This window comes from Phaeobacter sp. CAU 1743 (assembly GCF_039839315.1).
Taxonomy (GTDB): domain Bacteria; phylum Pseudomonadota; class Alphaproteobacteria; order Rhodobacterales; family Rhodobacteraceae; genus Phycobacter; species Phycobacter gallaeciensis_A.
The window spans coordinates 1-23430 of record NZ_JBDOQR010000015.1; the positions used below are offsets into that span (position 1 = coordinate 1).

A 23430-nucleotide genomic window follows, 5' to 3' on the forward strand; every position below is an offset into this window, starting at 1 on the left:
CGTACAAGGTAGCAACGGCGACGATAATCTGAACGGCGGCACGGGCAATGACAGTGTGCTTGGCGATCGCGGAAATGATATTCTGGACGGCGGTGACGGCAGTGACACTCTGGATGGTGGATTGCACGATGATATCTTGACCGGAGGGAGCGGGCTTGATGTGCTTACGGGCGGCTCTGGCAATGACTTTGTCGATGGTGGAATCGGCAGCGATACGATCTATGTCAGCAGTGGCTATGACACGCTCAAGGGCGGCGATGGCGCTGATACGTTTATCGTAGATGGTCTCGAAGTTACGGATAACATCGACGGGGGTTTGGGGTCGGATACATTGTTCTTTGCAAGTGGTGTTGCAACCATTCGCTCCAACTCAACAGCCCCGATTGGCATTGAGATCATCGAGCTGTCGGATGATACCACTGGCATCCTGAGAATACGTAACGCGAACGCGGCCACATTCGACTTTAGCGGCACGACGCTGGTGGGTACCAACACGATCGAGATCTATGGCTCGGCCAACACTCCGATCGAGGTGACCGGAACAAATTGGGGTGATCATCTTATCGGCGATTCTACTGCAATGAACACGCTGAATGGGGGCGGTGGGAACGATACCGTACAAGGTAGCAACGGCGACGATAATCTGAACGGCGGCACGGGCAATGACAGTGTGCTTGGCGATCGCGGAAATGATATTCTGGACGGCGGTGACGGCAGTGACACTCTGGATGGTGGATTGCACAATGACACCTTGTCCGGAGGCAACGGTGCAGATGTCTTCGTATTCGCCACCGATGGGGCCGAGGATGCAATTCTCGATTTTCAAGACAATATCGATACGCTGCAGTTTGTCGGATTGGGATTGAGCGATACGCAAGACGCTTTGAGCTATGCCGCCCAGGTTGGGAATCACGTTGTATTCGATTTTGCAGGCGCAGAATTGCTTACAGTAGAGAATGTTCTTCTCGCCGACCTTTCGGATGACATTCTCGTTTAAAGGATAAGATCTCGGCTCGCGGTCTTTGACAGATCCGCTGCCGAAAGCAGCAAGCGCAAGTTACGCCGCAAGCGCGGCGTAACAGCACCCCCATTTTCCTGCAAAAGGACTAAATGCTCGACAAGCGAAGGTCACTTGTGGACCTGCCCTCTACCCCACCTCATGCCGCCGCCGCACAGTCTCGGGCCGTCCCGGCAGCATAAGGCGCGCGTCCCCACGGGCGCTGCGGGCAATCACTTTGCCCTTGGCGACCACTGCTAGGCGGGCGGGGCGCAGGCGGACGGCTTCGGTGGGGGTGCTGGCATCCAGAACCACGAGGGAGGCGTCGTTGCCCACCCTCAGGCCATAGTCCTGCAGTCCGATGATCTGGGCGTTGACCTCGGTCACCATGGTGAAACAGCGGGCCATCTCATCGGGGTGGCTCATCTGCGCCACGTGGAGACCCATGAAGGCGACGTCCAGCATGTCTCCGGTGCCCAATGAATACCAGGGATCCAGCACACAGTCCTGACCCCAGCCGACGGGGATGCCCATCGCCTGCATTTCCTTCACCCGGGTAAGACCCCGGCGTTTGGGGAAAGTATCGTGCCGCCCCTGCAGCATGATGTTGATCAAGGGGTTGGGGATCGCGGAAATCCCGGCCTCGGCGATCAGGGGTAGCAGTTTGCTGACGTAGTAGTTGTCCATCGAATGCATCGAGGTCAGGTGACTGCCCGCAACGCGCCCCTCTAGGCCGAGCCGCTGGGTCTCATAGGCCAGCGCCTCGATATGGCGGGACATGGGATCGTCGGTCTCGTCGCAGTGGATGTCGACCATCAGGCCACGTTCGGCGGCGATCTCGCAGAGGTCACGCATCGACTGCGCGCCGTCCGCCATGGTGCGCTCAAAGTGAGGGATGCCGCCCACGACCTCGACCCCCATATCCAGCGCGCGGATCACGTTCTCGCGCCCCGTCTTGGTGCGGTAGAGGCCATCCTGCGGGAAGGCGACCAGCTGCAGGTCGATGTAATCTTTGACCTTCTCCTTCACCTCCAGCATGGCGGTGACGGTGTTGAGGTGATCGGGCGTTGTATCCACGTGAGAGCGGATCGCCAGCGTCCCCATCGAGGCCGCCCAGTCGCAATAGGTGAGGGCGCGCTCGACCATCTCATCCACGGTGGCAATGTCGCGCAGTTCCCCCCAAAGGGAGATCCCTTCGAGCAGCGTGCCAGAGGCGTTGAGCCGGGGTTTGCCGTAGGACAGCGTCGCATCCATGTGGAAATGCGGATCGACAAAGGGCGGCGCCACGAGATCGCCGCTTGCGTCGATGACCTCACCCGCTTCGGCATCGAGACGGGTCTCGATGGCGGTGATCTTGCCGCCTGTAATGCCGATATCGGCGGTTGTTCCATCGGGCAGGGTGCCGCCCTTGACGATCAGGTCGAACATCATCTTTCCCCCTTGTTGAAGGGCACCATCAGCGCCGCCGGGATCTCGGCGCGGCGGGACATCACCACCAGCGCCAGAATGGACAGGATATAGGGCATCATCAGGAAGACCTGATAGGGCACCACGGCCCCGATGCCGGTTTGTTGCAGTCGGATCTGCAGGGCGTCAAAGGCGGCAAACAGCACCGCGCCCAGCACTGCCTTGCCGGGTTTCCAGGCGCCAAAGACGACCAGCGCGATACAGATCCAGCCGCGCCCGTTCACCATGTCGAAGAAGAAACTGTCAAAGGCCGACAGCGTCAGGAAGGCGCCGCCAATGGCCATGAAGCCTGAGCCGACCACCACCGCGCCCATGCGGATCGCGGTGACCGACAGGCCCTGCGCCGCTACGGCTTGCGGGTTTTCCCCGGCCGCCCGCACCGCAAGGCCCAAGGGCGTCCGGTAAAGCACCAGCGCCGTCAGCCCCGCCAGCACAAAGGCGGCATAGGTCAGCGGCGTCTGGGAAAAGAGGGCAGGGCCTACGAGGGGCAGATCTGACAGAAGCGGGATCTCATAGGGCTGAAAGGCGGTGATTTTCGGCGGCGAAGACACCTCGGGCAGGATCACCCGGTAGGTATAGAAGGTCAGCGAGGTCGCCAACAGCGTCAGCCCGACCCCGACCACGTGCTGCGACAGGCCAAAGGGCACTGAGAATACCGAATGCACCAGCCCCAGCATCATGCCGGTCAGCATGGCCACCGCGACCCCGCCCCACAGCGGCAGACCGCCCCAGACCGCGATCCAGCCTGCAAATGCGCCCGCGACCATGATGCCCTCGATGCCGAGGTTCAGAACGCCCGCGCGTTCGCAGATCAGCTCTCCGATGGTGGCAAAGATCAGCGGCGATGCGATGCGGATGGCTGCAGCCCAGAAACTGGCCGACAGCAGGATGTCGATGAGATCCATGTCAGTCCCTCCGCAGGCGGAATTTGGTGAGAAGGATCGCTAGCACCATGAACAACAGGGCCGAGGCGAGCATGATATCGGCAAGGTAACTGGGCACGCCTGCGGCGCGGCTCATGCTGTCGGCGCCGACAAAGATGGCGGCCACGAACAGCGCCGCGACAACCACGCCCAGCGGGTGCAGCAGCGCCAGCATGGCGACCACGATGCCGGTGTAGCCAAAGCCGGGGCTGAGATCGAGCGTCAGCGATCCCTTGAGGCCCGAGACCTCGGAAAAGCCCGCAAGACCGGCAAGGCCACCGGACAGCAGCGCGGTTTTGAGGATCACCTTGGTGACCGGGATGCCGGCGAAACCGGCGGCCTCGGCATTCTGGCCGACGGCGCGCATTTCATAGCCCAGCGTGGTGCGGGTGTTGATCACCCAGACGGCAAGTGCCGCGATCAGCGCCAGCGCAAAGCCCCAGTGCAGGCGCAGCCCTTCGACGATGCGGGGCAGGCGAGCCTCTGGCAGCAGTCGCGCGGATTTGGGCCAGCCCATGCCCATGGGATCCTTCAGCGGCCCTTCCAGCAGGTAGCTGACAAACAACAGGAAAATGAAGTTGAGGAGCAGCGTCGTCACCACCTCATCGACACCCAGCCGGGTTTTCAACAGGGCAGGACCCAAGAGGATCAGCGCCCCGGCCAGCATCGCGGCAATGGCGCAGAGCGCCAGCATCAGCGGCGCGGGCAGCGACAGGGCACCGGTGCCCAGAACCACGGTGATCACCGCCCCGGCATAGAGCTGCGCCTCGGCGCCGATGTTCCACAGCTTGGCGCGGAAGGCCACCGCGATGGCCAGCCCGGTAAAGATCAGCGGCGTAGCGCTGTTCAGCGTCTCCAGAATGGCAAACTTGGATCCAAACGCGCCTTTTAGGATCAGGCCAAAGACGGCAAAGGGGTTGCCGCCCGCGATCATCGCCAGCAGGGCCGCCACCACAAAGGTCGCGGCGATGGCCAGCGCTGGCGGTAGCACGCGCCGTTCAAGGGAGGGCGCTGCAATCGGTTCAAGCCGCATCGGTCATGTCCTTGTCAAAGCCTTCGCCCGCCATCCAGCGGCCCAGATCCTCGGGGCGCATGGTGCCACGGGCAAATTCCGGGCTGAGCCGCCCTTCGGAAATCACGTGGATCACATCCGACAGGCGCATGATTTCATCGAGGTCCTCAGAGATCAGCAGAACGGCGGCGCCCCGATCGCGGGCCTTGGCTAGTTGTTCATGCACATAGTTCACCGCGCCAATGTCCAATCCCCGAACCGGCTGGTTGGCCAGAATGATGTCTGGCGCGCCTTCGAGCACTCGGCCGAGAATTAGTTTTTGCATATTGCCGCCCGACAATAGGCGAATGCGGATATCCGGCCCCGGGCAGCGGATGTCGTAGCCCTTGATCAGGCTCTCGGCAAAGGCGCGCGCTTTTTTCCAGTTCATCCAGCCGCGCTGGCTGAACCGGGTAGCGTAGGTTTCGAGGATCGCGTTCTCGGTCAGGTCGAAATCGGCGATGGTGCCGGTCTTGTGCCGGTCCTCGGGAATGCGGGCGACGCCGTTGGCAATAGCGGCGCGGGGCGACCAGCCCTGCGGTGCTTGCCCGTGCAGGGTGATTGTGCCGCTGGATGGGGCGATGAGGCCGGAAATCAGATCCGACAGCGCCGCCTGCCCATTGCCGGACACCCCGGCAAGCCCGGTGATCTGGCCCGCACGCAGGTCCAGCGCTACCCGTGCCAGTCCCGGCGCCGATCCGGCGCCTGGCGTGGTGACATCGCGCAACGACAGCAGCGGTGCGCCGGGCGTGGCGGGGGAAATGCTGGGCGCGCTGACCTCTGCGCCGACCATCAGCGCGGCGAGCTCCTCGCCATTGGTGTCTGCGGTGGCGCGCTCGGCCACCAGGCGGCCATGGCGCAGCACCAGCACGCGGTCGGAAATCGCCATGACTTCGTGCAATTTGTGGGAAATGAAGATCACCGACAGCCCCGAGGCAATCGCCTCGCGCAGGGTGGCGAACAGCGCGTCGGCCTCCTGCGGGGTCAAAACCGCGGTGGGCTCGTCCAGGATCAGGATCTTTGCATCGCGGTAAAGCGCCTTCAGGATCTCGACCCGCTGACGCTCGCCGACGGTCAAGCGACCGACCTTGGCGTCGGGATCGACCTTCAGGTGGAAGCGTTCCGACAGGTCGCGGATGCGCGCCTTGGCCACGGCGGGCCTCAGGCTGGCGGCACCAAGGGCATCAACGCCCAGCACGATGTTTTCCCAGACCGTCAGGTTCCCCGCGAGGGTGAAATGCTGATGCACCATGCCGACCCCCGCATCCAGCGCCGCGCGCGGATTGCCCGCGGGCAGGGGCTGGCCGAACAGCTCCACCGATCCTTCATCGGCGGTGTACTGGCCGAACAGGATGTTCATCAGCGTGGTCTTGCCCGCGCCGTTTTCCCCCAAAAGCGCGATCACCTCACCCCGGTGCAGGGAAAAGCTGACGTCTTCGTTGGCGGTGACGGGACCGAACCGTTTCGTAATGTTCTGAAGGCGCAGGACAACCTGCGCCTTGTCTGTTTCTGTCATAGCCGAAAGGCCCGTATCAGGAGGATTTGGGTTCTTCGTCGTTGATCGCAACGGTGAAGGAACCGTCCTTGATCGCGGCGGTGCGGGAGGCAACCAGATCCAGCGCCTCTTGCGGGATCTTGCCTTCGAAGGTGCCATAGGGCGCCAGCGAACAGCCGCCTTCCTTCATGAAGGAATACATGCCGTAGTCAGCGGCGGTAAAGCTGCCGTCCTTGACCGCTGCGATGGCCGCATCCAGCGTCGGTTCGAAATGCCAGATCGCCGAGGCCACCACGGTTTCGGGGTAATCCGACTGGGTGTCGATGACGTTGCCGATGGCCAGAAGGCCCTTTTCCTTGGCTGCGTCTGACACGCCAAAGCGTTCGGCGTAAAGGATGTCGGCGCCGTTCTCGACCATGGCAAAGGCGGTTTCCTTGGCCTTCGGCGGATCGAACCAGGAACCGATGAAGGAGACCTGGAACTTCATCTCGGGGCTCATCTCCCGCGCACCGGCCATGAAGGCGTGCATCAGGCGGTTCACTTCCGGAATCGGGAAGCCGCCGACCATGCCGATATTGCCGGATTTCGACATTGCGCCCGCGATAATGCCGGAAAGATAGGAGGCATCCTGAATATAGTTGTCAAAAACAGACAGGTTCGGGATTGCCGGGTCTTCCTTGAAGGAGGAGCCCATCAGGAAGGCCACATCGGGGTATTCGGCGGCGACTTCGCGTGCTTCAGCCTCGACACCGAAGATTTCACCGATGATCAGCTGGTAGCCCTGTTCGGCATATTCGCGCATCACGCGGGAATAGTCCGAGTTCGAGGTGTTCTCGGAATAGGTATAGCTGATGTCACCGCGGTCCTGGGCGGTCAGGGCGGCCACGTGGATACGGCTGACCCATTGCTGTTCGACCGGCACGGTATAGATGCCCGCGACCTTCAGCGGCTCAGAGGCCATCAGGCGGCCAGGTGCGGCAAAGGCGCCTGCGGTCAGAGCAGCGGCAGCGCTGGTGGCCAGGAACTGGCGGCGCGATACGGCGCCCTTGAATTCATTTGTCATGGAACAATCCCCCTGTTGAATAAGCCCCTGAAACACGGGACAATTGTCCAATCGGTAGAAACACCGCGCCGATCAGGCAAGCGGTCATATGTTGGACATGGATCCTTCTGAGCCTTCGCCTAATTTGTGGGCAAAGGCAAGAATTTTCGCCACTCAAAGCGTCAGATGCAGGACGCGGTTGGGGGGCGCCCCGCCCGTGCTCGGGGCGGGGGCTGGGGGCCTGGATCTACCGGTCAGGCACTCTCTTCTTCAAAGACGCCTGCGTATGCGATGCGCAGGTCGTGCTTCAGGATCTTGCCGCTGGCGTTCTTGGGCAGCGCCTCGACCAGGGCGATATGCTTGGGGCTTTTGAAATGGGCCAGGTTTTCACGGCAATAGTCCATCAGCGCCTCGGTGCTGGTGTCTTCGCCCGGTTTAGTCACCACCACGGCGGTTACCGCCTCGATCCATTTTGGGTGCGGAATACCAAAGACCGCGACCTCGGCCACGGCGGGGTGGTGAAAGATGCATTCCTCCACCTCGCGGCTGGCGACATTTTCACCCCCCGTTTTGATCATGTCCTTCTTGCGGTCGACCACATAGAGGTATCCTTCCTCGTCAAAACGGCCCAGATCGCCGGAATGGAACCAGCCGCCTTGAAAGGCTTCGGCGGTCTTGGCGGGATCCTTGTAGTAACCAAGGATCAGATGCGGGCTGCGGTGCACGATTTCGCCAATCTCGCCCACGGGCAGGTCGTTGCCGTCGTCATCGACCACGCGGGTTTCGACGTTCAGCGCGGGCCGGCCGGCCGAGCCGAGCTTGCTCAGCTGTTCATGCGGCAGCAGGATGGTGGCGACAGGGGCCATTTCCGTCTGGCCGTAGAAATTGAACAGGCGCAGGTTCGGCAGGCGGCTGGTCAGCTCCTCGATGATCGCGGTGGGCATGATCGAGGCACCGTAATAGCCCTTGCGCAGGGAACTGAGGTCGGTCTTGTCGAAATCCGGGTGGCGCAGCAGCGCGATCCAGACGGTGGGCGGGCAGAACAGTTTGGTGACGCCCTCGGCGGCGATGGCTTCCAGCATCTTGCCCGGATCGGCGGCCTCCATCAGAATGCTGGTGGCACCCAGATACATGTCGGGTGTCAGGAAGCAGTCCAACTGCGCGCAGTGGAACAGCGGCAGGCAGTGCAGTTCGATGTCGTCGGCGGCCATCTCGCCATCGCTGATGCAGCTGCCGTATTGCGCATAAAGCGCGTCCGAGGACAAAAGCGCCCCCTTGGGCCGGGATTCCGTGCCGCTGGTATACATCATCTGGATCGGATCATCGCCCGCGATCTCCACATAAGGCGCGCTGTCGTCGGCATGCTCCAGAACGGTCTCGGCGGCTTCCCAGCCTGCGGGAAACGCGTCGGCGGCATGGGCAATCGACAGGCGGAACAGCATCGGCTGTTGCAGCTGGGCGAGCGCCGCATCGGCAGTGGCACAGAGCGCGTCCTCGGCGATGATGGCCCGGGCGCCGGAGTGATCCAGGATATAGGCCACGTCTTCGGCATTCAGCATGAAGTTGACGGGCGTCGTCACCGCCCCCAGCCGTGCCAGCGCCAGTCGGAACACCACGAAGGCGCGGTTGTTGTGGGACAGGAGCGCCACCCTGTCGCCCTTGGTGATGCCGCGCGCGGCCAGACCGTTGGCAGCGCGGTTCACCGCTGCGTCAAGTTCGGCAAAGCTGTCGCGCTGCCCACGAAACACCAGCGCGGTCTTTTGCGGCGTGCGGGCGGCGCCGCGGCGCAAGAGATCGCCCAACTGCTGGCTGCGGGCACGGGCGATGGTGGCGGCAAGCGCCGCTTCGGTCTGTGTTGTCATTCTGTCCTCCCTGGTTCCGGCGAGATCCTGCCCGATGTCGCCGGGGCGTCAAGCCTTTGGGCGGGCAGGCCGCCCGTCACGTTGCGTGCCTTTTGCGGGGCAGGGGGGCGTTGCGGCTGCAACGGTAGGGGGCCCATCTGCCGGGGCTTTGTATTCGGGGTTGAGCCATGTCAAGGTTCAGAGCGCGCCGCGCCCTTATCGATGGGGCCAAGAGGTGAACATGCCCGACGTCGTCTTCAGAACCAAGGACCTGACCAAGGTCTATGATACCGGCCAGCAAAAGGTGCATGCGCTGGCGGGGGTCGATCTTGAACTATACGCTGGTGAGCTGGTGGTGCTGCTGGGGCCGTCGGGCAGTGGCAAATCCACGCTGCTGAACATTCTTGGCGGCCTGGATCACGCCACCGACGGCCGCGTCTGGTTCCGCGATCAGGAGCTGACGGGCATGGGCGACCGGGGGCTGACCCGGTTTCGTCGCGATCACGTCGGGTTTGTCTTTCAGTTCTACAATCTGGTGCCCAGTCTGACCGCCTGGGAAAACGTGCAGCTGGTGACGGACGTGGCGCGCGACCCGATGCCGCCAGAAGAGGCGCTGAGAGAGGTCGGTTTGGGCAGCCGTATGGATCACTTCCCGGCGGAAATGTCCGGCGGCGAGCAGCAGCGCGTCGCCATTGCCCGCGCCATCGCCAAACGCCCCGAGATCCTGTTGTGCGATGAACCCACAGGGGCGCTCGACAGCAAGACCGGGGTGCAGGTGCTGGAGGCGCTGCGCCGCATCAACGAGAGCACCGGAACCACCACCGTGGTGATCACCCACAATGCCGCGATCCGGCAGATGGCGCATCGGGTGATCTGGTTCCAGGATGGCAAGATCCGTCTGGTGGAGGAAAACGCCACCCGGCTCGCCCCTGCCGAGATCGAGTGGTAGGGCGATGCAGGCGCTGGATCTCAAACTCTTGCGCAGTTTCCGCCGCCTTTGGGCGCAGGCGCTGACCATTGCGCTGGTGCTGGCCTGCGGGGTTTCAATCCTGCTGATGGCCTTTGGCATGGAGCGGGCGCTGGATGACACCCGCGCCGCCTATTACGAGCGCAACCGCTTTGCCGATGTCTTTGCCCGCGCAACGCGGGTGCCGGATCACGAGATGGGACGGGTGCAGGCCATCGACGGTGTGCGCGCTGCCGAGGCGCGGGTCGAACACTATGCGATCCTCGATCTGCCGGAGAAGGTCGAGACGGTGACCGGGCTGGTGCTGTCGCTGCCCGGCAACGGCGGGCCGTTGCTCAACGTGCCACTCCTGCGGAGTGGGCGCCTGCCGGATGCGGATGCCTCGGACGAGGTGGCGATCAACGATCCCTTTGCCCGCGCCAACGGGCTGCGCCCCGGCGACCGGTTCAGCGCCAACCTGAACGGCCAGCGGCGCGACCTGCGGGTGACTGGCACGGTGCTGTCACCGGAATTCATCTATACTCTGGGGCCCGGTGCGCTGCTGCCGGACAACGAAACCTTTGGCATTATCTGGCTGCCGGAACGGGTGGCCGAAGCGGCCTTTGATATGAAGGGCGCCTTCAACAGCCTGTCGGTCAAGCTCAACCCCGCCGCCCGGCAAGATGAGGTGATCGACCGGATCGACGATATTCTGGCGCCCTATGGCGGGCTTGGCGCGCATGGCCGCGATCTGCAGCTGTCGGATCAGTTCATCGACGCCGAGCTGAGCGAGCTGCGCAATACCGCGCTGATCCTGCCGCCGATCTTCTTTGGGATCACCGCCTTTCTGGTGAATATGGTGGTGGGGCGGATCGTGCTGCTGGAGCGCAGCGAGATCGGCCTTTTGAAGGCGCTGGGCTATTCCAACTATGAGGTCTGCCTGCATTATCTGCTGCTTGCCGGGCTGATCGCCTGTCTTGGGGTGCTCATTGGCTGGGCTGCGGGCACCTGGCTGTCGCGGTCGCTGGCGCAGATCTACGCGCAGTTCTTCGAATTTCCCTATCTGATCTTCCACACGCGGCTTGATGCCTATGCGCTGTCCGGGGTGCTGGCGCTGCTGACCGCGGGTCTTGGCGCGGCGCAAAGCGCGCTGCATGTGGCCCGTATGGCGCCCGCGGTGGCGATGTCGCCGCCCGCGCCGCCCCGGTTCAAACGCAACCTTCTGGACCGGATGCTGACCCGGCTGCGTCCCTCGCAGGCGGTGATGATGATCCTGCGCAGTCTGGTGCGCTGGCCGGTGCGCTCGGGGCTCAGCATTCTGGGGCTGTCGCTGGCGGTGTCGGTGCTGGTGGCCTCGGGCTTTTTCCAGGACGCGCTGGACGAGATCATGGAGACCTCGTTTTATCAGGCGAACCGGCAGGATGCGGCGCTGATCTTTACGCCTGAAATCCCGGAAACGGCCCTGCCCGAGGTGGCAAACCTGCCTGGCGTGCTGCAGGCCGAGGGGCAGTTCTATCAGGCGGCGGTGCTGCGCCATGGCCATCTCAGCAAGGATATCTCGATCGAGGCCCGCCGCCCCGGCGCCGATCTGGCCCGCATTCTGGATGGCGACGGCCGGGTGGTGGAGCCGCCTGCAGGTGGCATCCTGCTGTCCGAACGGTTGGCCGGGCAGTTGGAGGCGCGGGCGGGCGATGTGATCGCGGTCGAGTTCAAGGGCGGGCGCAACGAAACGCACATGGTGCGGGTCACGGGCACGGTGACACAGTATTTCGGCATCGGAGCCTATATGGATCTCGACAGCCTCAGCGCGCTGCTGCGACAGGCGCCGCGCATCACCGTGGCGCATCTGCGGCTGGATCAGAACGCGGTGCCAGAGCTGCACGCGCTGCTGAAGGAAACGCCCTCGCTCAGCGGGCTCAGCATGATGAGCGAGATCCGCCAGTCGTTCCGCGAAACCATCCGCGAGAATGTCATCGTGATGACCACGGTCTACGGTGTGATCGCGGTGCTGATCACGGTCGGGGTGGCCTATAACGGCGCCCGCATCCAGATGTCCGAACGCGCCCGCGAATTGGCCAGCCTGCGCATCCTGGGCTTCACCCGGGCCGAGGTTTCTTTCATTCTGGTGGGGGAGACCATGCTGCTGGCGCTGCTGGCGCAGCCGGTCGGATGGCTTCTGGGTGCGGGGATTGCGGCGCTGCTGGCACATGGGTCGTCCAGTGACCTCTATTCGATTCCACTGGTACTGAAACCGGCGGGTTTTGCCACGGCCAGCCTTGTGGTGCTAGGGGCGGCGCTGGCGTCGGTGCTGCTGGTGCGGCGGCGACTGGACCGGCTGGATCTGGTCCAGGTTATGAAAACGCGGGAGTAGAAAGACGATGCTGAGAACACGAACCGTTGTCATGGCCGCAGGGGCGGCGCTGGTTGCCGGAACCTTGGCCTTTGTCGCCATGCGGACCGATCCGGTGGCGGTGGATCTGCATCAGATCGGCACCGGGCCTTTGCAGGTGACGGTCAATGCGGATGGCAAGACCCGCATCCGTGAAATCTATGATGTCGCGGCGCCGATCACCGGCACCGCGCAGCGCGCGCCGGTGCGGGTTGGGGATAGTGTGGTGGCCGGGGAAACCGTGGTGGCCGTGTTGACGCCCGCCGCTGCAAATCTGCTCGATGCGCGCAGCCAGGCCGAGGCCGAGGCCGCCGTGCGCGAGGCCGAGGCAGGACTGGCGGTGGCGCGCAGCAAGATGCGCCAGGCCTCGGAAACGCTGACCCTGTCGGAAAGCGAATTCCGCCGCGCCGATACGCTGGTGCAGCGCGGCGTGGTCTCCCGCACCCGGCTGGAGGAGATCGAACAGAAGTTGCACATTGACCGGGCGGCGATGACGGCGGCAGTGTCGGCGCTGGAAATGGCCAAGGGCACGCTGGATCGCGCCCGCGCCGCGCTGATCGAACCCGGCGCCGCCGAGGCAGGACAGACCTGCTGCCTGACCGTGACTGCGCCGATGTCGGGGCAGGTGCTGACCGTCGATGTGCTGAGCGAACAGACCGTGCTGGCCGGAACCCGGCTGATTTCCATCGGGGACCCCGAGGATCTGGAGATCGTTGCCGATCTTCTGTCCACCGATGCGGTGCGGCTGAAGGAAGGCGACCGGGCCATCGTGGAACGCTGGGGTCGCGATGCGCTGCTGGAGGCGCGGGTGCGGCGCATCGAACCGGCAGCCTATACCAAGGTCTCCGCCCTCGGGATCGAGGAACAGCGGGTCGATGTGATCCTCGACCTGACCTCTGCGCCCGAAGACTACGCGGGCATGGGCGATGGCTATGCCGTCTTCCTGCGGATCGTCGAATGGGAAGGCACGGACGTCCTGTCGGTGCCGCTGAGCGCGGTGTTCCGTCAGGGTGCAGGCTGGGCGGTCTTTGTCAATGAGGCGGGCGTAGCCCGGCGTAAAGCGGTGACGCTGGGCCGCCGCAACGACCGCAGCGCTGAGGTGTTGGAGGGGCTATCCCCCGGTGATCAGGTCATCCTGCACCCTTCGGACCTGATCTCGGACGGCAGCGCAATCGCGCCGCGCCCGGATCAGAGCTGAACCATGCTGGGCTGACCGCAGTGGCGGCTCAGTCCAAATCCGCTGCGAAGGTTTCGATCAACTTGTGCTTCAGGATCTTGCCGGTCGGGGCAGCAGGCAGCTGCAGGGTCAGTACCACCCGCGAGGGGCGTTTGTAGCCCGACAGCCGCTCGGCCACATGCGCCTTCAGCGTGGCCTCATCGGTGGCAGCAAGATCGGCCACCTGCACAAAGGCCAGCACCTCTTCATTGCCATCCGCCGCGCGGCCCACCACGGCGCTTTGTACCACGGCGGGGTGATCGTTCAGGGCTGCCTCGACCTCTTGCGGGTAGACGTTGAAGCCTGAGCGGATGATGATTTCCTTGCTGCGCCCGACGATATGCAACCGGCCCTGTTCATCGAACCGGCCGATGTCACCTGTGCTGAGCCAGCCATCTGCGTCGATGGTGGCGCGGGTGGCCTCGGGGTTGCGGTAATAGCCGACCATGACATGTGGGCCACGGGCCTCGATCTCGCCGGTTTCGGCGCCGTCCTTGATGCGGGCCTCGGTGCCGGGCAGGGCAGTGCCGACGCTGGTGTCGGGATCGCCGATCAGATTGGTGGTGGCCGACAGGCCGGCGGTGCATTCGGTCATGCCATAGCCATTTTGCAGCGCCAGACCGTAAAAGGCTTCGGCGTTGCGTTTCCAGGCCGGATCCAGCGGCGCCGCCCCGGAGGAGACATAGCGCAGCTTGCTGCCTTCCAGTTTTGTGACGCCCTGTTCGCGGGCGTATTGCATCAGCAGCGCGTGCATCTGGGGCACGGCGGGCAGCACGGTGACGCCATCCAGCAGCGCCTCATAAAGGGCGGCGGGGGTGAAGCGGGCCTGCAACCGCACCGCAGCCCCGGCGCGAGCCGAGGCGACGATCATCGAAGCCAGACCAAAGACATGGGTGACCGGCAGGCCGCCATAGACCTGATCGCCGGGCTTGATCCCGCGCAGATTGGCCGAGGCTTGTCCCGCAAACAGCAGGTTCGCATGGCTCAGCATCACGCCCTTGGGGTCGCCGGTGGTGCCGGTGGTATAAAGCATGACCGCGATCTGCTCCGGCCCGTCCTGAACCGGTTCCGGCGCGCTGGGTCCGGCCACGGCGATGGCCACCTGACCGTAAAGTCCATACCGGCTTTGCGCCTCCAGCCGGAGGGCGTGGGCGGCGGCGTCCTTTGACGAGGCGGTGGTCAGGACGATCACGCGCGGGGTGGCATGGGCGGTGACGCGGGTGATTTCATCCGCGCTCATCCGTGCATTGACCGGCACCGCCCAGGCGCCGATCCGGCTGCAGGCAAACAGGAAGGCCACCGTCGCCGCCGCGTTTTCCGACACGATCAAAACCCGGTCCCCCGGCGCCACGCCTTCGGCGCGCAGATCCGCCTCGGCGTCCTTGCTGGCCTGCTGCAGTTCAGCATAGCTCAGCGGGCGCCCGTCGAAATCAATGAGAGCCAGCGCCTCGGGAGAGGTCACGGCCCAATGCTCAACGGTTTCGTGGATGCGGGTATAGTTGGTCATGGGCTGGGTCCGGGGTCAAAAGTGAGTGTCAGGAGCGGTGCGTGCGGGTCAGTCTTTGGCAGCAGAGCCGCCGTTCAGCCGGTCGGTGGGAACCCGGCGAAATACCCCGTTCGAGGTGGCGATCAGGGTGCCGTCTTCTGCCTCCAGCCGCCCGGCGATGAACAGGGTGCTGCGCCCGCCGCCGGTGATCTGCCCGGTTGCGGTAACCCGTCCGGCATAGGCGGGGGCGATGAACTGGGTGGTCAGGGAGATGGTCAGAAACGGCGCGCGTCCCGTGGGATCGACGCTCATTGAGCCGGTGGCGCCGCTGGCGCTGTCCAGCAGCGTGGTGGCGATGCCGCCGTGCAGAACCCCGTGGCGGTTCAGGTGCGTTTCGTTGAGGTCCAGCCAGCAGCGCGCGCCGCCATTACCTGCGCTGTTGCTGACGTCCAGAACATAGCCGATCAGGCGCTGCGGGCCGGTTTCGGAATGGATGATCAGGTCGTCAGTGGACATTGAAGGCTCCTTGGTCTGCGGGGGCTGGACTGCGCCGGTCGCGGGCACAACACGGGCGCGCGCAGCCGATTTTGCGGCACCTTAGCAGGGTCATCGATCATTTCAATAAATAAAATACAATTCCGATATGCGGAATTAGCCGCGTTGGACAAGCGCCGGACTTTTGCCTGTCATTCGCTCTAGCGTACGTACGGCGGCCTGCAGTTTTGGTCCCACTTCGTTCTCCATCCGCTCGACCGTCAGCATCTCGGGGGTGGCGCCGCAGGTAAAGACTACGGGCTCGTCGAATTCATGGCTGCGGAAGGGCACGGAGACCGCGTTGACCGTACTGGCATAGCGTAGCCCGTGCCCGGCGATCACGAAGCCCCGGGCGACCAGCTGCGAATAGGCATCCTCGCGCAGGCTGGCTACGGTGACGTCGGAATCCTCGAGCATTTCGCCATAGGTGTCGACGTAGCTGGCGAATTCCCGGTCCGACTGGGCCGCAAGCTGGGCCTGCCCCGAGGAGGAATGCGTCAGCGGGATACGGTGACCGACCTCCAGCCAGATCGATGACGCCTGATGCGGGCGCCAGGTCTTGGTCAGTAGAATCTTCTGATCGTCCCGCACCCCGATCAGAACCAGGGTGCCGGTTTCATCCGCCAGCGGCTGCATGATGTCGGTGGCGGTATCGACGAAGGACACCGAGGCCGCCGCCACATTGCCAAGGGCCAGCAGGGCAGGGCCGGGGCGATACCGGTCATGCCGGTGCCCATGCGACAGGTAGCCAAGCGCCTGCAGGGTGAAGGTCAGCCGCGACACGGTGGATTTCGGCAGACCGGTGCGCTCGGACAGTTCCTGATTGCTGAGCCCGTCATCGCTGGGCCTGAAGGCGCGCAGAACACTCATCCCGCGCGCCAGGGTGGTTGCAAACCGGCGATCCGTCGGAGCTTCCTTGGCCATATGTGTCAATCCCGTCATGTTTTGCTTCAGACCGGATTACATCATCGAGTTCGGTAGAAGCAACGAAATCGCGGGAAAGGCCATCAGAAGGATCAGGACAATGACGTCGACGGACAGAAACCGTGCGATTCCGGCAAAGATCCGGTCGATCGGCGCGTCCTTGCCCACCACATTGGCGATGACAAAGACGTTGAGGCCCACCGGCGGTGTGATCAGGCCGATTTCCAACAGCTTGATGATCACGACGCCGAACCAGATCAGGTCCATCCCATAGGTTTCCACCAACGGCACCACCAGCGGCAGGGTCAGAACCATGATCCCGATGGGATCAAGGAACATGCCCAGCAAAAGGTAGATCAGCGCAATCGACAGTAGCAGCCAGAACACCGACAGCTCGGCCTGGGTCACCACATCGACAATCGCGGGGGCGACGCCGGTCAGCGCTACGAAGGCGACAAAGATCTTGGCCCCTGCGGCGATGAAGAAGATCGACGCGGTCTGCAGGCAGGTTTCGCGGAAGGCTTCCCAGATCGAGGTCAGGGTCAGCTTGCGCTGCAGCACACCAATTGCCACGGCGAGGCTGAGACAGACAGCTGCTGCCTCGGTCGCGGTGAAGATGCCGCCGTAGATGCCGCCGATGATGACGATGAACAGCACGAAGGCAGGCCAGGCCAGTGCCGCGGCGCGGAACCTGTCGGCATATGAAATCTCGGCCGTGTCCACCGGGGCGGCCGCCGGGTCGCGTTTGACCCAGATAAAGATCACCAGAACGAAACCGGCGAGGGTCAGAAGACCGGGCAGGATGCCAGCAACGAACAGTCGGTTGATCGAGGTTTCGGTGAAGATGCCGTAGATGATGAACAGAACGCTGGGCGGGATCAGGGATCCCAGGGTGCCGCCCGCTGCGACCGATGCGGTGGCCAGGCGGTTGTCATAGCCCATGCGCAGCATTTCCGGCGTGCAGATCCGGCCCATGGTCGAAGCGCAGGCAATCGAGGATCCGGTGATGGCGGAAAAGCCGCCGCAGCCCATGACCGATGCCATGGCAACGCCGCCCGGTACCGCCGACAGCCAGACCCGCGCTGCGTGGTAGATCCGTGTGGTGATATCGGCCTTATAGGCGATATGCCCCAGCGCGATGAACAACGGTATCATCGACAGATCATAGGAGTGAATAAGGTCGAAGGAGTTGGAAAACACCATCGAGGTGGTCGCCCGGATGGCGCGTTCCGGCATGAAGGTGCCGGTGCGGAAGGCGAATATGCAGAAGGTGCCGACGGCCGCCACAGCGGCAAGGGTGAAACTGATCGGCACCCGCAGGGCCAGCAGGATCAGAACGGCGGCAAAGGCAATCAGCCCAATCGTAGAGGCGTCCATCAGTCCAGTCCCTCGGCATGTGTGTCGGCAAAGCTGTAATCGCCCGCGCGGATGGCGCGGATGTCCTGCACCACCAGCACCAGAAGGCGCAGCCAGCACAGGGAAATCCCGATCAGGAAAATCAGGCGGCCGGGCCATTTCGGCAGTTCCAGATCGCCGTAGAAAAACCCGCCCGAGGTAAAGTTATGGGCAAATTCGCGCCCGCCGGCATAGATCAGCGGCATCAGGGCAAAGAGACCTACGATTGAGCCGAAGACCGCCAGCCAGGCCTGTGCCCGGGGCGGCAGGCGGCTGGCGAGGAATTCGACCGCTACGTGGCTGCGCGCCAGGGTGGCAGCGGCCAGCGGCAGCACGATGGCGGCGACCATCAGTTCGCGCACGATGACGATCGTGTCGGGCAGGGCCACGTTGAATATGGCCCGCGAAAATACGCTGGCGGTGATCATCAGCCCCAGGGCGATGACGGCTGCCACCGCAAGGTTCAGCAGGAAAGTTTCCAGTGCTTTCAGCATCAGAGCCTCGTGTGGGTCAGGCATTGCAGGAGAAAAAGCGGGGGCGGCAAGAGGCCCGCCCCCGCAGTCGTTGGTCCCGGTGTGGTGTTGCCACCAGTCATGAGGAGGCGGGACCTACGGTTTAGCGGGTCCAGGGATAACCCTTGCTGTCACGCTCTTCGGTGTATTTGGCGATCAGGCCGCGGTATTCTTCCAGGAGGGCCGCACCGTCCATGCCGGATGCGTTCATCTGCTCAACCCAGGCGTCGATGTGCTTGGTACCGGCGGCGACCAGCTTGGCACGCTCTTCCTCGGGCAGGGTGAAGACCTCGATACCCTTTTCCTTCATGGTTTCGATGGCAGCATCGTTCGCGGTGGTGATCAGACGACCGAATTCATCCGCCATGCCGCGACCGGCATCCAGCAGGACCTGCTGCTGGTCTTCGGAAAGGCTGTCAAAGACGTCCTTGTTCATCAGGATACCAAGACCGCCGACCTGACCCCAGTTCAGCAGGGTGTAGTTGTCCATGACTTCCTGCTGTTTGAGGGCGGTGACAGCGTAGGAATAGCCCTGCGAGCATTCCAGCAGACCGGTGTCCAGACCCTGATAGGCCTTGTAGATGCTCATGTTGACCATGTTGCCGCCCAGCTCGCCAAAGACCTTGCCGTAGGCGCCGGTGCCGCGGATCTTGCGGTCCTTGATGTCTTCGACCGAACGGATCGCATCGCCGGTGCAGCCGATGTGCACGGCTGAGGTGGTGAAGGTGCCGATATAAACGAGGTTCTTCTTGGCCAGATCCTCGGCAATCACCGGGGAAGAGCGCATCAGCTCATCCGTGGCGCGCATGCCGACCCAGGCGTCGGGGTTGTCGAGCGGCAGATCCGCGATGCCATAGGACTGCATTTCCTGCGGATAGTAGACCGCGATCACGGTGCCGAGGTCAGCAACGCCGTCACCGATGGATTGCACGGCGGCATTGGCCTTGAACAGGGCGCCGCCCCATTGCACGTCCACCTTCAGATCGCCGCCCGAGGTCTCTCCAACGGTATCGGCGAACCATTGCAGCGCGGCGGCACGGGCGCCGCGATTCGGGCCGGCCTCGCCGTGGATCAGGGTGGTCTGCGCCGAAGCAACGCCGGCAAAGGCCATCAGCGCAGCGGGCAGCAGGGCGGATTTCAGGCGTGATTTAAACGGGGTATTCATGACGGTCTCCTCCCAGAGATATTCCACTATGTAGAATTAAGTTCCGATATAGGGAAATTCTTGGCTGATCATGGGGAGAAAGGCAACAGGATTCTTGTGTCGATTGGCGCAGGCGGCTGACGCAAGGTCAGTTGCTGCATCGCAGCACTGAGGGCGCAGGCGGAGGGCTTCAGCCTCAAACCTGCAGAAATCCAATGGAAAACGGGAAAGGGGTGGAAATTCAGCCGAGAAAGTCGCGGGCGCGGGCGTTCTTCAGCGTTTCCTGTGGGGTACATCCATAGCGTGTCTTGTAGTATTGTGAGAACCGCCCGAGATGGGTCATGCCCCAGCGTTCGGCCACTTCGGTGACGCTGGCCTCGCGCCGCCCCTGCAGCAGATCCTCGTGTGCCCGCTGCAGACGGATGTCACGCAGATAGGCCATCGGCGCCATCGACAGGAAGCGTTTGAACCCCAGTTGCAGGTTGCGCGCGCTGACCCCGGCATAGGCGGCGATCTCGTCGATATCCAGCGGGCGGTCGAGGTTGGCCAGCATATAGGCCTGCGCCCGGCGCACATGGCCGGGAATGACCGAAGAGGTCACCCGCCGCAGCTGGCCGGAATAGTTGTGCCGATGCGCCTCCAGCAGGCCGGTCATCACCGTGTTTTCCATGTAATGCGTCAGCAGCGGGCTGGGATTTTCCGAAACGGCGGACGGGGCAGGGAATGGGGCGCTGGGGGGCAGGGTAGGATCCCGCGCCTGTTCCGCATCCGCCACCAGAAGATGCACCAAGCGCAGCAGCCGGGTCCCGGCGGGGCTGGTCAGATCCAGCGCCCCTTCGAATGCGATGGGTTGATCGGTGGTGAGGCCGAGATTGGCATTGGCGTGGGCGGTCAGCGCCCGGCGGCTGATCTGCAACAGCAGCTGTTTGCAGCCTTCCTCCCAGATCATCGTGGTTTCCCGGTGTGGGTTCAGCACCGCCGCCCGCCCCGCATCGCTGGTATAGCGATCGGTGCCATTGACGATGGCGGCGCTGCCGCTGACCGGGATTTGCACCAGATAGAACTGGTCCAGACATCCCGGCGCGATCTGCGTCTTGGCGCCATATTCGATGTAGTTCAGCGACACGCGTTCCCCTGGCACATGGTGGTGCCGCGCCTGGAATGGCGCCTTGCCGATGGTATTGAGCTGATGCGGACAGAAAATGCGGCCGACGGCCTCCCGGGCCTCGTCCAGATCGTGGGTGCGGAACCGCGCAAACCGCGCAAGCGGTACTGCCGGTTCCCGGAATGTCTCCTGCGGGCCTGGCATCTGTCGTCCTGTTGAACCTGCCCCTGCATAGCACGGGTTCCGCCATTCCACCTAGGGCGACGCAGATTTCTTCGTTTTTTGGATAATGGCTGCGCCTATCGGATAGCCGGAGACCGATGCGGCGGGAAACCTGTCTTTCACAACTGCACAAGAACCACAACAGCACGACAGGGATATGACAGATGAAGGGACTGGACGGCAAGGTTGCCATCATTCCAGGCGGCGCCACCAAGATCGGCGCAGCCATCGCACAGGCGTTTCGCGCCGCGGGCACAAAGGTAATGATCGCCGACATCAATGAAGAGGCAGGTCAGGCGCTGGTGGGCGATGGTATTGCCTTTTGCAAGACCAACCTGCGCGAGGATGATGACATCGCGGCGCTGGTCGCGGCCACCAAGAAAGAATTCGGGCGCATCGACTTTCTGGTCAACGTGGCCTGTTCCTACCTCGACAACGGCGCGGAATCGACCCGGGAGGAGTGGCTGGAAAGCCTTGATGTGAACATCGTCGGCTCGGTCATGCTGATGCAGGCCGCGCGCGAAGAACTGGCCAAGAACCGCGGCGCCATCGTCAATTTCGGCTCGATCTCGGCGCGCGTCGCGCAAAAGGGTCGCTGGCTCTATCCGGTGTCCAAGGCGGCAATCCTGCAGCTGACGCGCAACCAGGCGATGGATCTGGCGCCCGATGGCATTCGCGTCAACGCGGTCAGCCCCGGCTGGACCTGGTCGAACATCATGGATGAGCTGACCGGCGGCGACCGGGAGAAGACCGACAGCGTGGCCAAGCCGTTCCACCTTCTGGGGCGCACCGGCAACCCCGAGGAAGTCGCCAATTCGGTGCTGTTCCTCTGCTCGGATGAGGCGGGCTTCATCACCGGCACCGATATCCGCGTCGACGGCGGCTATACCGCAATGGGTCCGGAACGCGACGAAGAAGCCATCGCCCAGCTGATGGCCTGAGCCTGCGCATAAAAACAAACCGACAGGGAGTAACAACCATGAGAAAGATCACCATCATCGGTGGCGGCCAGTCCGGACTGCAACTGGGGCTTGGCCTGTTGAAACAGGGCTACAAGGTCCGCATCGTGCAGAACCGCACCGCCGAAGACATCAAGACCGGCCGTGTCATGTCCAGCCAGTGCATGTTTGGCGAATCGGTACAGAACGAGCGCGATCTCGGTATCGATTTCTGGACCGAGGACCAGTGCCCCCCGGTCGAAGGCATTTCCTTTGCCGTGCCGCACCCCGAAGAGGCAGGCGCCAAGGCGATCGACTGGACCGGGCGGCTGGACCGCTTTGCCTATTCGGTGGACCAGCGGGTCAAGATCCCGGTCTGGCTGGAGGAATTCGAACGCCTCGGCGGCCAGCTGGTCATCAAGGACGCCGGCATCAGCGATCTGGAGCTTTATGCGCGTGAAGACGATCTGGTGCTGGTCGCCTCGGGTAAGGGCGACGTGGGTCGGCTGTTCGAACGCGACGCGGAAAAATCCCCCTATGACAAGCCGATGCGGGCGCTGGCGCTGACCTATGTCACCGGCATGACCCCGCGCCCCGAGCATTCGGCGGTCTGTTTCAACCTGATCCCGGGCGTTGGCGAGTATTTTGTCTTCCCGGCGCTGACCACAACCGGCCCTTGCGAGATCATGGTGTTTGAAGGCGTGCCGGGCGGTCCGATGGATTGTTGGGGCGATGTGAAATCCCCCGAACAGCATCTGGCGAAATCCAAGGAAATCCTGTCGACCTTCCTGCCGTGGGAGGCCGAGCGGTGCACCAATATCGAGCTGACCGACGACAACGGCATCCTCGCGGGCCGCTTCCCGCCGACGGTGCGCAAACCGGTGGCGACGCTGCCCTCGGGCGCCAAGGTGCTGGGCATCGGCGATGCGGTCTGCCTCAACGATCCGATCACCGGGCAGGGGTCCAACAACGCCTCCAAGGCGGCCAAGGTCTATATGGACCGGATTCTTGCGCGGGATGATCTGCCCTTTGACGAGGCCTGGATGCAGGGCACATTCAACGCCTATTGGGACTATGCGCAATGGGTGGTGAACTGGACCAACATGATGCTGCTGCCGCCGCCGCCGCATGTGCTTAATATCATGGGCACCGCCTGCGCCGAGCCGCGTCTGGCCAACCGGATCACCAACGGGTTCGACGATCCGCGCGACTTCTTCCCGTGGTTCGCCGATCCGCAGGCGGCAGAGGCCTATCTGTCGCAACTGCAGGCGGCCTGAGGCATGGGCATGAGCGTCGATCCAGCCAGCTTCCGTTCGGCGATGGCGCGGTTCCCGGGGGCGGTGACGGTGATCACCGCCCTGTCGGGGCCAGATGCGGGCCGGGAACGTCGGGGCATCACCGCCACCGCCGTTTGTTCGGTGTCGGCAGAGCCGCCCAGCCTTCTGGTCTGCGTCAACCGCGCCACCGGCACTGGCGCCGCGATCCGGGACACCGGGCGGTTCAATGTCAACTTGCTGGCCAAACCCGATGGCCTGCTGGCCTTGCAATTCGCGGGGCAGGGTGGGGTCACCGGCGAAGAGAAATTCTCCGAGGGCGATTGGCAGGAGGACGCCCGCGGCCTGCCGCGCCTTGCCTCTGCGCTGTTGTGTTTTTCCTGCGAGGTGAGCGAAGCGACTGACGCGGGCAGCCATACGGTGTTCATCGGTGAGATCACCGATATCGTCCACGGCGATGGCGAGCCGCTGCTCTATGAACGGTCGGGGTTCCAATGTCTGGCCCCGATCTGAACACTGGTTTTCGGGC

At 63.4% G+C, this 23430-nt stretch carries 20 protein-coding genes; 7 read left to right on the forward strand and 13 right to left on the reverse strand.

What is annotated here, in order from left to right:
* On the forward strand, positions 1-997 hold a 997-nt coding region (locus AAFO90_RS08060), incomplete at its 5' end, for a calcium-binding protein (RefSeq protein ID WP_347509046.1).
* Between the two features lie 150 nt (positions 998-1147).
* Here the strand turns inward: AAFO90_RS08060 and AAFO90_RS08065 are convergent.
* The 6 genes from AAFO90_RS08065 to AAFO90_RS08090 form a co-directional block, all read right to left on the reverse strand.
* Entirely contained in the window at positions 1148-2425 is a 1278-nt protein-coding gene (locus AAFO90_RS08065; RefSeq protein ID WP_347509092.1) for an amidohydrolase family protein, read from the reverse strand.
* Positions 2425-3369 carry an ABC transporter permease gene (locus AAFO90_RS08070; RefSeq protein WP_065272625.1) on the reverse strand — a complete coding sequence of 315 codons (945 nt, stop codon included), beginning with the start codon at positions 3367-3369 and terminating at the stop codon, positions 2425-2427. The genes AAFO90_RS08065 and AAFO90_RS08070 overlap by 1 nt, the downstream gene beginning before the upstream one ends.
* Before the next feature lies 1 nt (position 3370).
* On the reverse strand, positions 3371-4420 hold the full coding sequence (locus tag AAFO90_RS08075; RefSeq protein ID WP_274866999.1) for an ABC transporter permease: 1050 nt from the start codon (positions 4418-4420) through the stop codon (positions 3371-3373).
* The gene (locus AAFO90_RS08080; protein WP_347509048.1) at positions 4410-5954 is read right to left on the reverse strand and encodes an ABC transporter ATP-binding protein; all 1545 of its coding nucleotides are present in this window, start codon (positions 5952-5954) and stop codon (positions 4410-4412) included. The genes AAFO90_RS08075 and AAFO90_RS08080 overlap by 11 nt, the downstream gene beginning before the upstream one ends.
* A gap of 16 nt (positions 5955-5970) precedes the next feature.
* Positions 5971-6996, reverse strand: coding sequence for a BMP family protein (locus AAFO90_RS08085; RefSeq protein WP_347509049.1), 1026 nt, complete (start codon positions 6994-6996; stop codon positions 5971-5973).
* 233 nt (positions 6997-7229) lie between these two features.
* Positions 7230-8837: an acyl-CoA synthetase gene (locus AAFO90_RS08090; protein ID WP_347509050.1), complete on the reverse strand. Its 1608-nt coding sequence runs from the start codon at positions 8835-8837 to the stop codon at positions 7230-7232.
* 220 nt (positions 8838-9057) lie between these two features.
* Here AAFO90_RS08090 and AAFO90_RS08095 point away from each other — a divergent pair, with 220 nt between their 5' ends.
* The 3 genes from AAFO90_RS08095 to AAFO90_RS08105 are packed head-to-tail and all read left to right on the forward strand — an operon-like array spanning position 9058 to position 13349.
* On the forward strand, positions 9058-9765 hold the full coding sequence (locus tag AAFO90_RS08095) for an ABC transporter ATP-binding protein (protein ID WP_274837614.1): 708 nt from the start codon (positions 9058-9060) through the stop codon (positions 9763-9765).
* A gap of 4 nt (positions 9766-9769) precedes the next feature.
* On the forward strand, positions 9770-12133 hold the full coding sequence (locus tag AAFO90_RS08100) for an FtsX-like permease family protein (RefSeq protein WP_347509051.1): 2364 nt from the start codon (positions 9770-9772) through the stop codon (positions 12131-12133).
* A gap of 7 nt (positions 12134-12140) precedes the next feature.
* Positions 12141-13349 (forward strand): HlyD family efflux transporter periplasmic adaptor subunit, encoded by a 1209-nt coding sequence (locus AAFO90_RS08105; RefSeq protein WP_347509052.1) that lies wholly within the window; start codon positions 12141-12143, stop codon positions 13347-13349.
* 28 nt (positions 13350-13377) lie between these two features.
* On the opposite strand, the gene AAFO90_RS08110 is transcribed toward AAFO90_RS08105, so the two are convergent.
* The 7 genes from AAFO90_RS08110 to AAFO90_RS08140 form a co-directional block, all read right to left on the reverse strand.
* Positions 13378-14874 (reverse strand): class I adenylate-forming enzyme family protein, encoded by a 1497-nt coding sequence (locus AAFO90_RS08110; protein ID WP_347509053.1) that lies wholly within the window; start codon positions 14872-14874, stop codon positions 13378-13380.
* 48 nt (positions 14875-14922) lie between these two features.
* Positions 14923-15369, reverse strand: coding sequence for a PaaI family thioesterase (locus AAFO90_RS08115; protein ID WP_347509054.1), 447 nt, complete (start codon positions 15367-15369; stop codon positions 14923-14925).
* A gap of 135 nt (positions 15370-15504) precedes the next feature.
* Positions 15505-16329 (reverse strand): IclR family transcriptional regulator, encoded by an 825-nt coding sequence (locus AAFO90_RS08120; RefSeq protein ID WP_347509055.1) that lies wholly within the window; start codon positions 16327-16329, stop codon positions 15505-15507.
* 18 nt (positions 16330-16347) lie between these two features.
* Entirely contained in the window at positions 16348-17688 is a 1341-nt protein-coding gene (locus AAFO90_RS08125; protein ID WP_274837618.1) for a TRAP transporter large permease, read from the reverse strand.
* Positions 17688-18200 carry a TRAP transporter small permease gene (locus AAFO90_RS08130; protein ID WP_347509056.1) on the reverse strand — a complete coding sequence of 171 codons (513 nt, stop codon included), beginning with the start codon at positions 18198-18200 and terminating at the stop codon, positions 17688-17690. Before AAFO90_RS08130 ends, AAFO90_RS08125 begins: the two co-directional genes overlap by 1 nt.
* A gap of 121 nt (positions 18201-18321) precedes the next feature.
* Positions 18322-19383, reverse strand: coding sequence for a C4-dicarboxylate TRAP transporter substrate-binding protein (locus tag AAFO90_RS08135; RefSeq protein ID WP_065273719.1), 1062 nt, complete (start codon positions 19381-19383; stop codon positions 18322-18324).
* Positions 19384-19603: 220 nt separating this feature from the next.
* The gene (locus AAFO90_RS08140; RefSeq protein WP_347509057.1) at positions 19604-20671 is read right to left on the reverse strand and encodes an AraC family transcriptional regulator; all 1068 of its coding nucleotides are present in this window, start codon (positions 20669-20671) and stop codon (positions 19604-19606) included.
* Between the two features lie 182 nt (positions 20672-20853).
* Between AAFO90_RS08140 and AAFO90_RS08145 the strand changes: the two genes are divergently transcribed.
* The 3 genes from AAFO90_RS08145 to AAFO90_RS08155 are packed head-to-tail and all read left to right on the forward strand — an operon-like array spanning position 20854 to position 23414.
* Positions 20854-21630 (forward strand): SDR family oxidoreductase, encoded by a 777-nt coding sequence (locus AAFO90_RS08145; protein WP_347509058.1) that lies wholly within the window; start codon positions 20854-20856, stop codon positions 21628-21630.
* Between the two features lie 38 nt (positions 21631-21668).
* Positions 21669-22904 carry a styrene monooxygenase/indole monooxygenase family protein gene (locus tag AAFO90_RS08150; protein WP_347509059.1) on the forward strand — a complete coding sequence of 412 codons (1236 nt, stop codon included), beginning with the start codon at positions 21669-21671 and terminating at the stop codon, positions 22902-22904.
* A 9-nt stretch (positions 22905-22913) separates the two neighbouring features.
* A complete protein-coding gene (locus AAFO90_RS08155) occupies positions 22914-23414 on the forward strand; it encodes a flavin reductase family protein (protein ID WP_347509060.1) in 501 nt (166 codons plus the stop codon).
* Positions 23415-23430: the final 16 nt, after the last annotated feature.

Bases quoted from the DNA above. Each gene is read 5' to 3' on its own strand.
- AAFO90_RS08095 (WP_274837614.1), top strand. From the start codon at position 9,058: ATGCCCGACGTCGTCTTCAGAACCAAGGACCTGACCAAGGTCTATGAT.
- AAFO90_RS08155 (WP_347509060.1), top strand. From the start codon at position 22,914: ATGAGCGTCGATCCAGCCAGCTTCCGTTCGGCGATGGCGCGGTTCCCG.
- AAFO90_RS08150 (WP_347509059.1), top strand. From the start codon at position 21,669: ATGAGAAAGATCACCATCATCGGTGGCGGCCAGTCCGGACTGCAACTG.
- AAFO90_RS08090 (WP_347509050.1), bottom strand. From the start codon at position 8,837: ATGACAACACAGACCGAAGCGGCGCTTGCCGCCACCATCGCCCGTGCC.
- AAFO90_RS08100 (WP_347509051.1), top strand. From the start codon at position 9,770: ATGCAGGCGCTGGATCTCAAACTCTTGCGCAGTTTCCGCCGCCTTTGG.
- AAFO90_RS08110 (WP_347509053.1), bottom strand. From the start codon at position 14,874: ATGACCAACTATACCCGCATCCACGAAACCGTTGAGCATTGGGCCGTG.
- AAFO90_RS08135 (WP_065273719.1), bottom strand. From the start codon at position 19,383: ATGAATACCCCGTTTAAATCACGCCTGAAATCCGCCCTGCTGCCCGCT.
- AAFO90_RS08140 (WP_347509057.1), bottom strand. From the start codon at position 20,671: ATGCCAGGCCCGCAGGAGACATTCCGGGAACCGGCAGTACCGCTTGCG.
- AAFO90_RS08145 (WP_347509058.1), top strand. From the start codon at position 20,854: ATGAAGGGACTGGACGGCAAGGTTGCCATCATTCCAGGCGGCGCCACC.
- AAFO90_RS08115 (WP_347509054.1), bottom strand. From the start codon at position 15,369: ATGTCCACTGACGACCTGATCATCCATTCCGAAACCGGCCCGCAGCGC.
- AAFO90_RS08080 (WP_347509048.1), bottom strand. From the start codon at position 5,954: ATGACAGAAACAGACAAGGCGCAGGTTGTCCTGCGCCTTCAGAACATT.
- AAFO90_RS08120 (WP_347509055.1), bottom strand. From the start codon at position 16,329: ATGACGGGATTGACACATATGGCCAAGGAAGCTCCGACGGATCGCCGG.
- AAFO90_RS08125 (WP_274837618.1), bottom strand. From the start codon at position 17,688: ATGGACGCCTCTACGATTGGGCTGATTGCCTTTGCCGCCGTTCTGATC.
- AAFO90_RS08085 (WP_347509049.1), bottom strand. From the start codon at position 6,996: ATGACAAATGAATTCAAGGGCGCCGTATCGCGCCGCCAGTTCCTGGCC.
- AAFO90_RS08075 (WP_274866999.1), bottom strand. From the start codon at position 4,420: ATGCGGCTTGAACCGATTGCAGCGCCCTCCCTTGAACGGCGCGTGCTA.
- AAFO90_RS08105 (WP_347509052.1), top strand. From the start codon at position 12,141: ATGCTGAGAACACGAACCGTTGTCATGGCCGCAGGGGCGGCGCTGGTT.
- AAFO90_RS08130 (WP_347509056.1), bottom strand. From the start codon at position 18,200: ATGCTGAAAGCACTGGAAACTTTCCTGCTGAACCTTGCGGTGGCAGCC.
- AAFO90_RS08070 (WP_065272625.1), bottom strand. From the start codon at position 3,369: ATGGATCTCATCGACATCCTGCTGTCGGCCAGTTTCTGGGCTGCAGCC.
- AAFO90_RS08065 (WP_347509092.1), bottom strand. From the start codon at position 2,425: ATGTTCGACCTGATCGTCAAGGGCGGCACCCTGCCCGATGGAACAACC.